Below are 12,964 nucleotides of genomic sequence, written 5' to 3' on the forward strand. Positions count from 1 at the left end.
GCATCCGGGACCATTGGGACATGCGGTTCGATGACGAGTACGGCCATATCGCCCTCGACGGCGCCGAGAACGTCCGCGATCTCGGCGGGATCCCCCTGACCGGCGGGGGCGAGACGGCCCACGGGCGCCTGCTGCGCGCCGACGCCCTGAACAAGCTGACCGACGCCGACCTGGAGCGGCTGTCGGGCGTGCGCACCGTCGTCGACCTCCGCACCGACCTGGAGGTCCGGACCAACGGCGCCGACCGGCTCCCGGCCGGCGCCGAACTGGTCCACCTGCCGGTCGCCGGCGGCGACCTGGACGTCTTCTACGAGGTGATCGGCAGCGGCGACCCGGCCCGGCAGGAGCAGATCTTCGGCGACGGCCGCTGCGAGCACGTCCTGGTCGAGATCAACCGGAACTTCGTGGCGATGCCGATCGAACGCGAGAAGTTCGCCGCCGCCCTCCACCGCGTCGCCGACGCCGCCTCCCTGCCCCTGCTGTTCCACTGCACGGCGGGCAAGGACCGCACCGGCTGGATGGCGGCGATCCTGCTGACGATCGCGGGCGCGCCGCGCCCGGCGGTGATGGAGGACTACATGCGGTCCAACCACTACCACCGCGAGAGCTACGGCAAGCTGCTGGCGTTCCTGGGCGACAGCGGGCAGATGAAGAACCCCGAGCTGCTGCGTCCCCTGCTGGAGCAGCGTCCGGCGTACCTGGAGGCGGCGTTCGACGAGGCCGAGCGGACCTACGGGTCGTTCGAAGCGTTCCTGTCGCGGGGCCTGGACCTGGACGAGGCGGCGCGGGCCCGCATCCGCGCGGCCCTGCGCGGCTGACGCCGGTCACTCCTCCGTCGCGGCCCGCGCCGCGTCCCGGGACGCGGCGCGGCTCCGGCGCGGGGCGGCGGAGCGGGGCGGGAGCGCGCGCATGTGGTCGCGCACCCGCGTCATGATGTCGCCGAGGTGGCGCAGGTCGGCGTCGCTCAGGGGCGCGAACAGCAGGCGGCGGGCGACCCGGATGTGGCCGGGCATGACCCGGGCGACGCGGGCCAGGCCGGCGTCGGTGACGGTGACCAGGGTGGCGCGCTCGTCCTCGGGGCCGGGGCCGCGGGTGACGAGGCCGGCCCTCTCCAGCAGCCCGGCCTGGTAGGTCAGTCCGCTGCGGCTGTAGACGACGCCGTCGGCCAGCTCGGTCATGGTGAGCCGCCCGCCGGCGGCGGCGAGGCGGGCCAGTAGCTGGAACTGCACGTAGCTGAGGTCGCCCTCGGCGCGCACCTGCTGCTCGACGGCGTGCTGGAGCAGGCTGACGGACTCCATGAGCGCGAAGTAGGCCCCCAGCTGCTCGGGGGCGAGCGCCTCGTCCGTCGTGCCGGGCGTCGTGTCGGGCGTCGTCTCGGGGTCGGCCACCCTCCCACCCTACTGCTTCGAATTCGAAGCATGTGACGAGAGTCACACCGCGCACCGGGATTGCTTCGAATTCGAAGCGGGTTGACGCCCATAGCTGCTTCGAATTCGAAGCACACGGGTGAGGAGAGATCATGAAGGCAGTGCGTTACCACCGGTACGGCGACAGCGACGTCCTGGTGCACGAGGAGGTCGACCGGCCGGTCGCGGGCGCCGGGCAGGTGGTGGTGAAGGTGGCCGCGACCTCGTTCAACCCGGTGGACGCGACCCTGCGTTCCGGGGCGCTGCGGGAGGTGTTCCCGCTGACCCTGCCGCACGTGCCGGGCATCGACGTGGCGGGCGTCGTCGCCGAGGTCGGCGCGGACGTGACCGGCTGGCGGGAGGGGGACGCGGTGGTGGCGTTCCTGCCGATGACCGCCGCCGGCGCGGCCGCCGAGCACGTCGCGGTCCCGACCGGGGTGCTGGCCGCCGCGCCCCGCGCGGTGGACCTGCCCGACGCCGCGGCCCTGCCCGCGACCGGCCTGACGGCCTGGCAGGCCCTGTTCGAGCACGCCGGGCTGGAGGAGGGGCGGACCATCCTGGTCAACGGGGCGGGCGGCGCGGTCGGCGGCTACGCCGTCCAGCTCGCCAAGGAGGCCGGTGCCGTCGTCACCGCGACGGCGAGCGCGCGCAGCGCCGACCGGATCCGCTCCCACGGCGTCCACCGGGTCATCGACTACACCGCCGGCCCCGTCGCGGAGGCGGCCGGGGAACGCTTCGACGTGGTGCTGAACCTGGTTCCCACCTCGCCGGAGGAGACCGCCGCGCTGGTCGGGCTGGTCGCCGACGGCGGGATCCTGGTCAGCGCCACCACCCCGGCGCCCGAGGACACCGCGCGCGGGGTGCGGACGGCGCAGGTGTTCGCCCGCAGCGACGCCGCCCAGCTGTCGGAGCTGGTCGCCCGCGTCGACGCCGGGCGGCTGCGGATCGAGGTGGCCGACCGCCGTCCCCTCGCCGACCTGGCCGCCGTCCACGACGCGGCCGCCGCCGGGCGGCTGCCAGGCAAGACCGTCCTGCTCCCCTGATCCCCGGCCGGGGTCAGAGCAGTCCCTCGGCCCGCATCCGGCGACGCGCCAGGGTGCGGGTCCGCAGGACGCCCGCGACGCCGACCGCCCAGACCAGGGCCTGGACCGTCCAGGCGACGCGGAACGCCCCGGGCGTGAACTCCCGGCCCGGGGACGCCGCGTCCAGCACGAAGCCGATCATCAGGATCGTGAGCAGGGAGGCGGCGAAGCCGCCCACGTTCACGATGCCGGTGGCGGTGCCCTGGCGGCCCGGCGGGTTGAACGTGCGGGCGAAGTCGAACCCGATCATCGCGCCGGGGCCGCCCAGCGCGACGCCGACGACCAGGACCGTCAGCAGCCAGGTGGGCGCGGGCGGCGGCCAGGCCAGGGCCGCCGCCCAGACCGCGACGTTGACGCCGACGATGCCGAGCACCAGCCAGGACCGGCGCAGCGGGTAGCGGGCGACGAGCCTGCCGACGAACGGCCCGGAGACCACGTTGGTCAGCACGAACACGGTCAGCAGCGTGCTCGCGCCCGCCGGGTCCATCCCCTGCCCCGACACCAGGTACGGGTAGCCCCACATCAGGGCGAAGGTGTTGGAGGAGAACTGCGTCACGAAGTGCGACCACAGGCCCAGCCGGGTGCCGGGGTGCCGCCAGGCGTCCGCGAGGTTGCGCCCGACCTCCCGCAGCGAGGGCGCGGCGGAGCGTTCCACCCCGGGCGGGGCGTCGCGGAGCACGGCCACCGACAGCACCGCGACCAGCACGCCGAGGCCCGCCGCCGCCCCGAACGCGGGCGTCCAGCCGGGCCCGTGCAGCAGCGCGACCAGCGGCACCGCGCTGAGCACCTGCCCGAGCTGCCCGAGCATCCCGGTCAGCTGCGTGACCACGGGGATCTGCCGCGCCGGGAACCACAGCGACACGATGCTCAGCACGCTGATGAACGTCATGGCGTCCCCGGCCCCGACCAGCACCCGCGCGACGACGGCGGTGGGGACGTTCCCGGCGACGGCCAGCAGCCCCTGCCCGGCGGCCATCACCAGCGCGCCCCCGGCGACCATCCGCCGCGGCCCGAGCCGGTCCAGCAGCAGCCCGACGGGCACCTGGAGTCCCGCGTAGACGAGCAGTTGCAGCACGGTGAAGGTGGCCAGGATCCCGGCCGAGGCGTCGAAGCGCTCGACGGCGTCGAGCCCGGCGACCCCGAACGAGGTGCGGTGCAGGACGGCGACGACGTAGGCGAGTACGCCGACCCCCCACAGCGCCCAGGCGATCCGCGGCGCCCGCCGCGCCGCCCCGTCCGGCTCCCGTTCTGTGATCACCTGGTCGCTTTGCACGATTCATCACCATAAAGGAGTCCGGCGCGCGGGCCCGGACCCGGGGGTCAGGGGCGGGAGCGGAGGCGTTCGACCTCGTCGCGGGCCCCGGCCCCGGCGGCCCGGACGAAGCGGAGCGCCGAGGCGAGCTGGTCGTCGGTGAAGCCCGCCAGCACCTCGCGCGTGTGGGCGTTCAGGCCGGAGTAGTACGCGTCGATGCGGGCCAGGCCCTCGGCGGTCGGCTGGACGAGGGTCTTGCGCCGGTCACCGGGGTCGGGACGGCGCTCGACCAGCCCCGCCCGCTCCAACCGGTCGATCATCCGGGACACCGAGCCGGGGGTGAGGCCCACCCGGCCGGCCAGCGCGGCGGCGGTGGCCGGGCCACCGCGGTTGAGGACGTGCAGGCAGTGGAAGTCGGAGGTCACCACGCCCATCCGCTCCGCGATCAGATCGTTGAGCTGGACGAACGCGGTCACCAGATCGGGCATCGACTGGATGATCAGATCCGCCGTCGCCGCGTCGCCCGTCTCCCGGCCGCCCGTCTCCCGGCCGCCCGCCTCCCGGCCGTCGTCGGTCTTCTCCATCGCTTTGACACGCCTCGCTTCCCCGGATATACATTCGTCGCGCAACCATTGCGTCACGCAATCAGTGCGTGGCGCACGAGATGAGTGTATCCACCTCCCGGCAAGGAGACCGCCTTGACATCCACCACCGTCCCGCCCGCCGGGGCCGACGTCGGCAGGAACCGGAGCCTGGCGCTCACGGTCATCCTGCTGGCGGCGTTCCTGGACCTGATCGCGGTCACGATCCTCAACGTCGTGCTGCCCGCCGTCCAGGCGGACCTGCGGGCCGGTCCGGCGCACCTGCAGTGGATCCAGGCCGGGTACACCCTGGCCTTCGCGCTGGGGATGATCAGCGGCGCCCGGCTCGGCGACATGCTCGGCCACCGGCGCGTCCTCGTGGCCGGGGTCGCCGGGTTCGCGGCGGCGTCGGCGCTGTGCGGCCTGGCTCCGGACCCGGACGTCCTGGTCGCGGCCCGCGTGCTCCAGGGGCTCTGCGCCGCCGCGATGATCCCGCAGGTGCTGTCGCAGATCCAGGTGATGTACGCGCCCGAGGAACGGGGCGGCCCGATGGCGGCCTTCGCGGCCCTGTCGGGACTGGCGGCGACGCTCGGGCCGATCGTGGGACCGGCGCTGCTGGAGTGGGACCTGTGGGGGACGGGCTGGCGCCTGGTGTTCTGGGCGAACGTCCCGCTGGCCGCGCTGGTCGCCGTCGCCGCGCTGCGGATGCTGCCCGACAGCCGCTCGCCCTCGGCCGACCGGCTCGACCTGGTCGGCGTCGCGCTGTCGGCGGCGGGACTGCTGCTGGTGCTCTACCCGCTGATCACCGCGGCGGACCGGACCGGCTGGCCGCTGTGGACCTGGCTCTCGCTCGCCGCCGGGCTGGCCGTGCTGGCCGTCTTCGCCCGGTGGGAACGGCGGGTGGCCGCCCCGCTGGTGCGCATGTCGCTGTTCCGCTTCCGGTCGGTGAACGGCGGCCTGCTGGTCCAGATGCTGTTCTTCGTCCCGACGATGGGCTTCTTCATGGTGTTCATGCTGTTCCTGCAGACCGGGCTGGGAATGGGCCCGGCGCGGGCGGGGCTGGTGATCCTGCCCTGGTCGGTGGCGGTCCCGGTCTTCGCCACCATGGCGGCGGTGCTGTCCCCCCGCCTCGGCCGCGCCACCGTCCAGATCGGCCTGGTCGTGATGGCCGCCGGCTTCGCGCTGATCGCCGTCCCGGCCGCCGCCGCGACCCCGGACACCGGCTGGACCGACCTGGTCTGGGGCGTGCTGGTGGCCGGCGCCGGAATGGGCCTGGTCGTCGCGCCGCTGACCCAGCTCACGCTGCGGGACGTCCCGGTCGCCGACGCCGGTTCGGGCTCGGCGCTCTACAACACCGTCACCCAGCTCGCCGCCTCCGTCGGAGTCGCGGTCGTCGGGACGTTCTTCTTCACCCGCGTCCGCGGGACCGCGCCGACCCGCCAGGCCCTCGCCGAGCGGTTCGGCGAGGCGCAGGCCGCGACGCTGTGGCTGGGCGTCGCCCTGCTGGCGGTCGCGTTCGCGGCGTCCTTCCTGCTGCCGCGCGAGCCCGCCGCCTGAGGTCAGGGGGCGAGGAGGCGGCGGACGGCGGCGGGGGTGCGGCCCAGTTCGGCGCGCATGGTCCGGGTCAGGTGGGCCTGGTCGGAGAAGCCCAGCTCGGCGGCGAGCGCCGCCAGGTCGTCCGCCCCCTCCTCCAGCCGGTCCAGGGCGCGGGTGACGCGCAGCCGGTTGCGGTAGCGGCTCAGCGTCACGCCCGTCTCACGGCGGAACACCCTGCTCAGATGGCTCGGCGTGACGCCCAGCAGCCGGGCCAGCGGGACCAGCCCCGCCGCCGCGGGATGGTCGGCCAGCAGCGCCTCGCGCGCCTGGTCCGTCAGCGCCCGGCCGCGTCCGCCGGGCCCCCGGACGGGGACCGCCGTCTGGCTCAGGACCTCCGTCAGCAGCCCGACCAGATGCTCGGCCAGCGCGAACGAGGCGTCCGCCGACGACCTCAGCAGCCCCCGGTGCGCCAGCTCGATCCGCCCGTCCACCCGCACCGGGAGCGCCGTGGCGGGATGGCCGTCCGTCGCCTCATCCCAGAAGTGCGGCGCGAACGAGACCGCCGTGCACGCGTCGCCGCCCGCCGGGTGCGCGTAACGCATCTCGTCCCCGGGGTGCTGGAGGTAGCCCGTGGCGGGCTCGATCACCGAGCCCCAGCCCTCGGCGCGCAGCCGGAACCGCCCCGACCGCACCAGCACCACCTGGTGCTGGTCGGCGGGCTCCGGCGGCGACCAGCCGGAGCGCCCTCCGGCGCAGCGCACCGACACCACCGAGAACTCCGGCGACTCGGCCACCACGGTACGGCTCATCACACGACCAGCCTAGACACCGCATCGCAAATTTGTTCAAGCCCGGCACGGGCGGCGGCGGCCACACTCCTCCCGAGCGTTCCCGGAGGAGGTCCCATGCGTCGAGGGCTGCTCGCCGCCCTGCTGACGGCCCAGGTCACGGTGTCGATGGACGGGTCGATCGTGACGGTGGCCATGCCGCACGTCCGCGAGACGCTGGACGCGTCCGGCGCGGTGCTCCAGCTGGTGACCGGCGGCTACATCCTGGCGGTGGCGGTGCTGGTGGTCACCGGCGCGCGGCTGGGCGACCTGCTGGGGCACCGGCGGGTGTTCCTGGCGGGGCTGGTCGCGTTCGGGGTCGCGTCGCTGGCGTGCGGGCTGGCCCCGAACGGCCCTGCGCTCGTCGTCGGCCGCGTCGTGCAGGGCGCGGCGGGCGCGCTGGTGCTGCCGCAGGTGCTGTCGCTGATCCAGCTGCACTTCACGGGGGCGGCGCGGGCGCGGGCGCTCGGGCTGTACTCCATGGTGCTCGCGCTGGGCGTGGCGATCGGGCAGATCGCGGGCGGTGTCATCGTGAACTGGGCGGGCTGGCGTCCGGTGTTCCTGGTCAACGTCCCGATCCTCGCCGTCGTCGTGGCCGTGGGCCGCCGGGCGCTCCCCGAGGGCGCGCCGCGCGGGAAGGGGCGGCGGCTGGACCTGGCCGGGGTGGTGTTGCTGTCGGCGGCGATGTCGGCGCTGGTCCTGCCGCTGGTCCTGGGGCGGGAGCAGGGGTGGCCCTGGTGGAGCCCGGTGTCGTTCGCGGCGGGGTGCGCGGGGCTGGCGGCGTTCGCGTCCTATGAGCGCCGGACCGCGCATCCGCTGCTCGACCTCGGCGCCCTGGGCGTGCGGGGCGTCCGCTCGGGGCTGCTGGCCTGCTGCGCCGTGATGGCCGCCTACACCGCGCTGCTGTTCGCGCTGGCCCTGCACCTCCAGAACGGGCTGGGCCGGTCGCCGCTGGTGGCGGGGCTGGCGTTCCTGCCCTACCCGCTGGGGTTCGCCGCCGTCAGCCTGACCTGGACGCGGCTGCCGGCGCGGCGCGCGCTGCCGGTCGTCGGGGCGCTGTGCTTCGCGGCGGCCGTGCCGGCGGTGGCGCTGGCCGTCCGGGACGGCTGGCCGCTCGGGCTGGTCGGCCCGCTGCTGGTGCTGGCGGGCGCGGGGCACGCCGCCGGGTTCGCCCCGATCGTCGACCGGATGGCGACCGCCGTCGGGCGGGAGCGCGCCTCGGCGCTGTCGGCGCTGACCAACACCACGACCCTGCTGGCGAACGTCGCCGCCATCGCCGCGCTCGGCGGCGTGTACCTGTCGGCCCCGTCGTCGGCGGCCGGGGTGGGCCGGGTCGCCGCGTCGCTGGCGGTGCTGCTGGCGGCCGGGGCGCTCGCCGCGTGGCGGGCGGGACGTGGCACGGCGGTCCCCGCCCCGCCGCCCGCCGCCGAGCCGGTCGGGGCCGACGGCGGGGAGGCCGCCAGGGCGTGAGCCCCGGCCGGGGCGCGCTAGGCCGTGTTTCAAAGCCCTGGCCCACGGCGCTCGCCCGGGGGCTCGCACCTCACCAGGACTTGGCGAGCGCGACATCGCTTCGCGATCTGACCTGCGGGCCCTCGCCTCCGGCCTCGGACCCGCAGGTCAGGTCACGCGCTCGCGTGCGTGGCTGAGGCCCACTTTGAAACAGGCCCTAGCCGCGCGCGGCGCGGAAGCGCTGGAGGACGCGGTTGGCGCTGACGGCGAGCACGCCCAGGGCGGTGACGGTGTAGAAGCCGTCCAGCACCTTCACCTCGGCCAGGAACGCCGGGTCGAAGAACGCCTCCCGGTACAGCACCCACGCCAGCGGCAGCGCGAACAGGGCCTCGGCGGCGACGGTCCAGACCGCCAGCCGGACGGTCCAGCCGCGCACGGCGATCCGCACCAGCTCGATCGCCGACAGGGCGACCAGGCCCGCCAGGATCGGCCAGATCCAGCCCGACCACAGACCGGCGTCGAGGACCTCGGCCTCCCGTCCCGCGTGCTCCAGCGGCGTGGCGACGTGCTGCCAGACGATCAGGCCGAGCAGCAGGATGTTCCAGGCGACCGAGGCGGCGGCCCCGACGGCGCGCTCGTCCCGGTTCCGGAGCGGCGGCAGGTCGTCGGGGGTCCAGGAGCCGGCGTCGCGGACCACGCGGTCGCGGTACCGGGAGCGTTCCACCAGCGCGAACACCACCGTCGGCCACGCGATCATCTGCGCGCCCACGGTGATGAGCGCGCCGACGCCGCTGCCGATCGCCGCGCCGGCGTCCCCGCCGTCCAGCACCGCCAGCGCCGCCGCCAGCACGGCCACGAGCGGCAGCACGGTGCTCAGCAGGACCGTCAGCAGCCGCACGTACGCCGGGTAGAGCTCGGGCCCGACCAGCGACAGCGGCCGGTCCGCGTACCGCGCGGCCAGCCGGATCGGGTCGCCCATCTCGGCGAGCACGGCGCGTTCGTCGGCCCCGCGCCCCTCCAGGGCGTCGGCGATCGTGGCCCGCAACTCGTCGCCGATCTCCGCACGCTGGTCGGCGGGGACCCGCCGGACGACCTCGTGCACGTAGCGCTCGGTCAGGGTGTTCGCGCTCAACGGCTCTCCTTGGTCAGACGCGCCATGGAGGCGGCCAGGTCGTCCCACTCGCGCACCAGCTCGGCGCGCACCCGGGACCCCTCGTCGCTCACGCGGTAGAACTTCCGGGGTCGCGACTCCTCGGTGTTCCACTCGCTGACGAGCAGACCTTGCTTCTCCAGCCGGCGCAGCAGGGGGTAAAGGGTGTTGCCCTCGACGACGATCCCGGCGTCGTTGAGCGTCTCCAGGAGCGCGTAGCCGTACTGCGGCTCCCGGAGCAACGCCAGGCACGCGAGCACGACCGTTCCGCGGCGCAGCTCCTGGACCTGACTGAGGATCAACTCTTCGGAGGACACGCGTCACACCATAGTGTGCGCCACACACTATTGCCAGTCCCACAGCAATGTACGCCGCCACGTCAACCGAGGTTGACATCTGGATTCTGTCAACCTACATTGACAGATGGAGGTGATCCCATGATCCGCACCGGCTTCGCCGAGGACGACGACCCGCTCACCGCGCTGCACGCCGCGCTCCAGGCCCGCCGCGCCGCCGACCGCGCCCTGACCACCCAGGTCCGCCGCGCCCGCAACCACGGCCTCACCTGGCACGAGATCGCGACCCTGCTGGGCACCACCCCCCGCAGGGCCCGCCGCGCCTACGGCAAGACCTGACCCCACCCGAACGCCGAGCGCCGCCGCGACAGCCCGGCCACCACCACGTCGTCGCCGTACCCCGGCGGCTCGGGCTGTGCCCCGGCGGCTCGGGCTGTGCCCCGGCGGCTCGGGCTGTGCCCCGGCGGCTCGGGCTGTGCCCCGGCGACTCGGGCTGTGCCCCGGCGACTCGGGCTGTGCCCCGGCGACTCGGACCGTGCCCCCACGACCCGGACCGTGCCCCCACGACCCGGACCGTGACCCCACGACCCGGACCGTGACCCCACGACCCGGACCGTGGCTCGGCGGCTCGGGCTGTGCCCCGGCGGCGAGGGCCCGGGGGTCAGGTCGTGGAGCGATGTCGTGCCGGCCGGGACCTGGTGACGTGCGAGGCGAGCGCCGTAGGCCGGGGCTTCGCGACACGACCTAGGGTGGCGGCATGGGCGCGCGGGAGTGGCTGGAGGTCAGGGAACGGCTGGTGCGGGACCGGGAGCGGTTCGGAAGGATCGCCGACGCGTACTACGCCAACATGACGCGGGTCGCCGGGACCCCACTGCTCGGCCGGGACGCCTGGACGCCGGACGCGCCCGTGCCGCTGGAGCGCGTCCGGCTGGAGTGGACCGAGCATGCCCCTCCCCCGGCGGTCACCGGCCCCGGGCGGGGGCTGCCCGAGGGCTTCGCCGACTACGCCGGGGCCGTCGGGGCGCTCGCCGCGCCCAAAGTGTTCGAGAACCGCCCCGCCTACCGCCTGCTGGCGGTCGGGCTGCGCGGGGACCCCGTGCTGCGGTTCGGCCGGGCGCGCTACTTCGACGCCGTGAACGTCGGGGAGGCCGCCGCCCACGAGCTGGCCGAGGGCGGGCGGGCGCTGCGGGAACGCGTCGGCGACCCCCGCGACCTCGCCCGGCGGCCCGCGCTGATGGCGGTGACCACGCTGACCGTCACGGTGTCGGGCACCTACGTGCTGCACTGGCGCGACCCCGCCAAGGTGGCGCACGCGGGCGGGCTGCACCAGGTCATGCCGGTGGGCGTGTTCCAGCAGGCGACCGACGAGCGCGCCGACCTCGACCTGTGGTGGAACATCACGCGCGAGTACGGCGAGGAGTTCCTCGGCACGGGCGAGGACTACACGCGCGCCGACGACCGCTTCACCGCGTTCCGGCGCGACTGGGACGCCGCCCGCGAACGCGGCGACGTGCGCCCCTACTGCCTCGGCCTCGGCGTCGACCCGCTGACGTTCGCCGTCGACCTGCTGACCGTGACCGTCGTCGGGGACGCGGCCTTCGCCGCCCTGTTCGGCGGGCTGGTCGCCGAGAACGACGAGGGCCGGGTGTCCCTGGCCGCGTTCGACGGGTCCGTCCCCGAGCCGATGCAGCCCGCCGGGGCCGCCGCGCTGCGGCTCGCCTGGCGGCACCGGCGGGCGCTCGGCGTCAGTCCCGCGCGTTCCGCGTGAGGTCCTTCAGCTCGTCCAGCGCGTCGTTCAGGTGGTCGATCAGCTCGGCCGGGTCCGGGACCAGGTCGCGGCAGGCGACCACGCCCACGTCGACCTTGCCGTCGTAGGAGAACACCGTGATGTTCAGGCCGCCGCTGAGGTCGGTCACCACCGAGATCGGGTAGTAGCCGAGGACCCTCGCGCCGCACAGGTACAGCGGGAACTGCGGGCCGGGCACGTTCGAGATGATGAGGTTCAGCGGCAGGAACCCGGCCGTCGGGAACGCCGTCATCGCCAGCCGGATGATCGGGGCGGCCAGCGGTGCGGGCAGCAGCCCCGCCATCTCCTGGACCCACGCGCCCGACGACGACACGAAGCGGCGCTTCGCCCGGTCCATGTCGGCGCGGGTCGCGGCGTACCGGTCGGCCGGGTCCGCCAGGTGCGTCGCCAGCGGCGCGGTCATGATGGAGACCTGGTTGCCCGCGTCGGGGTCGTCGTCGCCGCGCCGCAGCGACACCGGCACCCCGGCGACCAGCGGGTCCGACGGCAGCGCGCCCCGCTTGTCCAGCCAGGTGCGCAGCGCCCCCGCGCACAGCGCCATGACCACGTCGTTGACGCTGCCGCCCAGGACCCGGCGGATCTCCTTGATCTCCGCCAGGGACAGCTCCCCGTAGGCCACCGCGCGGCCCCGGCCGATCGGCTGGTTGAACGGCGTCGGCGGCGCGCTGGTGCGGGGCGCGGGCGGCGGGGCCTCGCGGCCGAGGACGCCGTGCACCAGCCGCGTCATCCGGCCCACGCCGGGGATCGCCGCGACGCCGGGGATCTCGTCCAGGTGGGGCGCGGTGCGGGCCACCGACACCGCGCTGCGGAACGGGTGCAGCGCCGTCTTCAGCAGCGCCGTGCTCATCATCGTCCACGCGCCGGGGGCGCGCTTCGGCTCGCCGTCGGCGGCGGGCACCGGGCGGGGCTCGGGCGACAGGTCGAGCAGCGCGGCGAGGGTCTCGGCGGCCATCACGCCGTCGATCGCCGCGTGGTGCACCTTGACGTAGACGGCGGTGCGGCCGCCCGACAGGCCCTGGATCAGGACCATCTCCCACAGCGGGCGGGACCGGTCGAGGGGGCGTTCGTGCAGCGTCGCGACCGCGTCGGCGAGCTGCCGGTCCGAGCCGGGGGCGGGCAGGGCGATCTCGAAGATGTGGCGTTCGGGGTCGAAGCCGGGGTCGTCCTCCCAGTAGGGGCGGTCCAGCCCCAGGGGCACCTGGACCAGGCGCTGGCGGAGGGGCCGGGCGGCCAGGTGGGCCCGGTCGCGGACCAGGTCGGCCACCGCCGCGACGGTGAGCCTTCCGCCGGCGCAGGAGGCGGCGTCCAGGACGCCCAGCCCCGCGATGTGCGCGTGGGTGGTGGGCGTCTCGGCGTTCAGGAAGGTCGCGTCCACGGTCGTCAGCTGGCTCATCTCGTCCCGCTCTCGCTGCTCTGGGTGCTCTTCGCCTACCCCTCTAGGAGTTACGGACTACGGGACGGTAGGTCAACGGAGGTTGTTAGGAAGTAACGCGGACTTAACAGGACGTTCCGGGCACTCAGACAGCGCGTTTCCCTCGTTTCGTACAAAATTTTCCAACCGACAAACGTCCCATATCG

13 protein-coding genes are annotated in these 12,964 nt (G+C 74.8%); 6 read left to right on the plus strand and 7 right to left on the minus strand.

The window, feature by feature from the left end:
* Nucleotides 1-20 precede the first annotated feature (20 nt).
* Nucleotides 21-818, plus strand: a complete 798-nt coding sequence (locus AKI01S_RS00470; protein ID WP_067810886.1) for a tyrosine-protein phosphatase — start codon at nucleotides 21-23, stop codon at nucleotides 816-818.
* A gap of 6 nt (nucleotides 819-824) precedes the next feature.
* Here AKI01S_RS00470 and AKI01S_RS00475 read toward each other — a convergent pair whose 3' ends face one another.
* Nucleotides 825-1,388: a MarR family winged helix-turn-helix transcriptional regulator gene (locus AKI01S_RS00475; RefSeq protein WP_218009507.1), complete on the minus strand. Its 564-nt coding sequence runs from the start codon at nucleotides 1,386-1,388 to the stop codon at nucleotides 825-827.
* A 131-nt stretch (nucleotides 1,389-1,519) separates the two neighbouring features.
* On the opposite strand from AKI01S_RS00475, the gene AKI01S_RS00480 reads away from it, so the two are divergent.
* The gene (locus AKI01S_RS00480) at nucleotides 1,520-2,449 is read left to right on the plus strand and encodes an NADP-dependent oxidoreductase (protein ID WP_067810887.1); all 930 of its coding nucleotides are present in this window, start codon (nucleotides 1,520-1,522) and stop codon (nucleotides 2,447-2,449) included.
* A 13-nt stretch (nucleotides 2,450-2,462) separates the two neighbouring features.
* Here the strand turns inward: AKI01S_RS00480 and AKI01S_RS00485 are convergent, their stop codons facing one another.
* Nucleotides 2,463-3,746: an MFS transporter gene (locus tag AKI01S_RS00485; RefSeq protein WP_245681424.1), complete on the minus strand. Its 1,284-nt coding sequence runs from the start codon at nucleotides 3,744-3,746 to the stop codon at nucleotides 2,463-2,465.
* Between the two features lie 62 nt (nucleotides 3,747-3,808).
* Nucleotides 3,809-4,324 carry a MarR family winged helix-turn-helix transcriptional regulator gene (locus tag AKI01S_RS00490; RefSeq protein ID WP_083998668.1) on the minus strand — a complete coding sequence of 172 codons (516 nt, stop codon included), beginning with the start codon at nucleotides 4,322-4,324 and terminating at the stop codon, nucleotides 3,809-3,811.
* Between the two features lie 114 nt (nucleotides 4,325-4,438).
* On the opposite strand from AKI01S_RS00490, the gene AKI01S_RS00495 reads away from it, so the two are divergent.
* Nucleotides 4,439-5,878, plus strand: a complete 1,440-nt coding sequence (locus AKI01S_RS00495; protein WP_067810890.1) for an MFS transporter — start codon at nucleotides 4,439-4,441, stop codon at nucleotides 5,876-5,878.
* Between the two features lie 2 nt (nucleotides 5,879-5,880).
* Here AKI01S_RS00495 and AKI01S_RS00500 read toward each other — a convergent pair whose 3' ends face one another.
* Nucleotides 5,881-6,666, minus strand: coding sequence for a helix-turn-helix domain-containing protein (locus AKI01S_RS00500; RefSeq protein ID WP_067811021.1), 786 nt, complete (start codon nucleotides 6,664-6,666; stop codon nucleotides 5,881-5,883).
* A gap of 96 nt (nucleotides 6,667-6,762) precedes the next feature.
* Here AKI01S_RS00500 and AKI01S_RS00505 point away from each other — a divergent pair, with 96 nt between their 5' ends.
* Complete coding sequence (locus AKI01S_RS00505) at nucleotides 6,763-8,154, plus strand: MFS transporter (RefSeq protein ID WP_067810893.1); 1,392 nt, start codon at nucleotides 6,763-6,765, stop codon at nucleotides 8,152-8,154.
* 196 nt (nucleotides 8,155-8,350) lie between these two features.
* Here the strand turns inward: AKI01S_RS00505 and AKI01S_RS00510 are convergent, their stop codons facing one another.
* Nucleotides 8,351-9,265: an HAAS signaling domain-containing protein gene (locus AKI01S_RS00510; protein ID WP_067810895.1), complete on the minus strand. Its 915-nt coding sequence runs from the start codon at nucleotides 9,263-9,265 to the stop codon at nucleotides 8,351-8,353.
* Nucleotides 9,262-9,600 carry a PadR family transcriptional regulator gene (locus tag AKI01S_RS00515; RefSeq protein ID WP_067810898.1) on the minus strand — a complete coding sequence of 113 codons (339 nt, stop codon included), beginning with the start codon at nucleotides 9,598-9,600 and terminating at the stop codon, nucleotides 9,262-9,264. The genes AKI01S_RS00510 and AKI01S_RS00515 overlap by 4 nt, the downstream gene beginning before the upstream one ends.
* Before the next feature lie 120 nt (nucleotides 9,601-9,720).
* On the opposite strand from AKI01S_RS00515, the gene AKI01S_RS00520 reads away from it, so the two are divergent.
* Both AKI01S_RS00520 and AKI01S_RS00525 read left to right on the plus strand, forming a co-directional pair.
* Nucleotides 9,721-9,918 (plus strand): hypothetical protein, encoded by a 198-nt coding sequence (locus tag AKI01S_RS00520; protein ID WP_067810901.1) that lies wholly within the window; start codon nucleotides 9,721-9,723, stop codon nucleotides 9,916-9,918.
* A 418-nt stretch (nucleotides 9,919-10,336) separates the two neighbouring features.
* Nucleotides 10,337-11,347, plus strand: coding sequence for a hypothetical protein (locus AKI01S_RS00525; RefSeq protein WP_067810907.1), 1,011 nt, complete (start codon nucleotides 10,337-10,339; stop codon nucleotides 11,345-11,347).
* Here the strand turns inward: AKI01S_RS00525 and AKI01S_RS00530 are convergent.
* Nucleotides 11,325-12,779: a WS/DGAT/MGAT family O-acyltransferase gene (locus AKI01S_RS00530; protein WP_067810910.1), complete on the minus strand. Its 1,455-nt coding sequence runs from the start codon at nucleotides 12,777-12,779 to the stop codon at nucleotides 11,325-11,327. The two genes, AKI01S_RS00525 and AKI01S_RS00530, sit on opposite strands and share 23 nt — an antisense overlap.
* Between the last annotated feature and the right edge of the window lie 185 nt (nucleotides 12,780-12,964).

Origin of the sequence: Actinomadura kijaniata NBRC 14229 (assembly GCF_001552175.1) — a bacterium.
GTDB lineage: Bacteria > Actinomycetota > Actinomycetes > Streptosporangiales > Streptosporangiaceae > Spirillospora > Spirillospora kijaniata.

Bases quoted from the DNA above. Each gene is read 5' to 3' on its own strand.
- AKI01S_RS00480 (WP_067810887.1), top strand. From the start codon at position 1,520: ATGAAGGCAGTGCGTTACCACCGGTACGGCGACAGCGACGTCCTGGTG.
- AKI01S_RS00530 (WP_067810910.1), bottom strand. From the start codon at position 12,779: ATGAGCCAGCTGACGACCGTGGACGCGACCTTCCTGAACGCCGAGACG.
- AKI01S_RS00470 (WP_067810886.1), top strand. From the start codon at position 21: ATGCGGTTCGATGACGAGTACGGCCATATCGCCCTCGACGGCGCCGAG.
- AKI01S_RS00490 (WP_083998668.1), bottom strand. From the start codon at position 4,324: ATGGAGAAGACCGACGACGGCCGGGAGGCGGGCGGCCGGGAGACGGGC.
- AKI01S_RS00500 (WP_067811021.1), bottom strand. From the start codon at position 6,666: ATGAGCCGTACCGTGGTGGCCGAGTCGCCGGAGTTCTCGGTGGTGTCG.
- AKI01S_RS00525 (WP_067810907.1), top strand. From the start codon at position 10,337: ATGGGCGCGCGGGAGTGGCTGGAGGTCAGGGAACGGCTGGTGCGGGAC.
- AKI01S_RS00520 (WP_067810901.1), top strand. From the start codon at position 9,721: ATGATCCGCACCGGCTTCGCCGAGGACGACGACCCGCTCACCGCGCTG.
- AKI01S_RS00505 (WP_067810893.1), top strand. From the start codon at position 6,763: ATGCGTCGAGGGCTGCTCGCCGCCCTGCTGACGGCCCAGGTCACGGTG.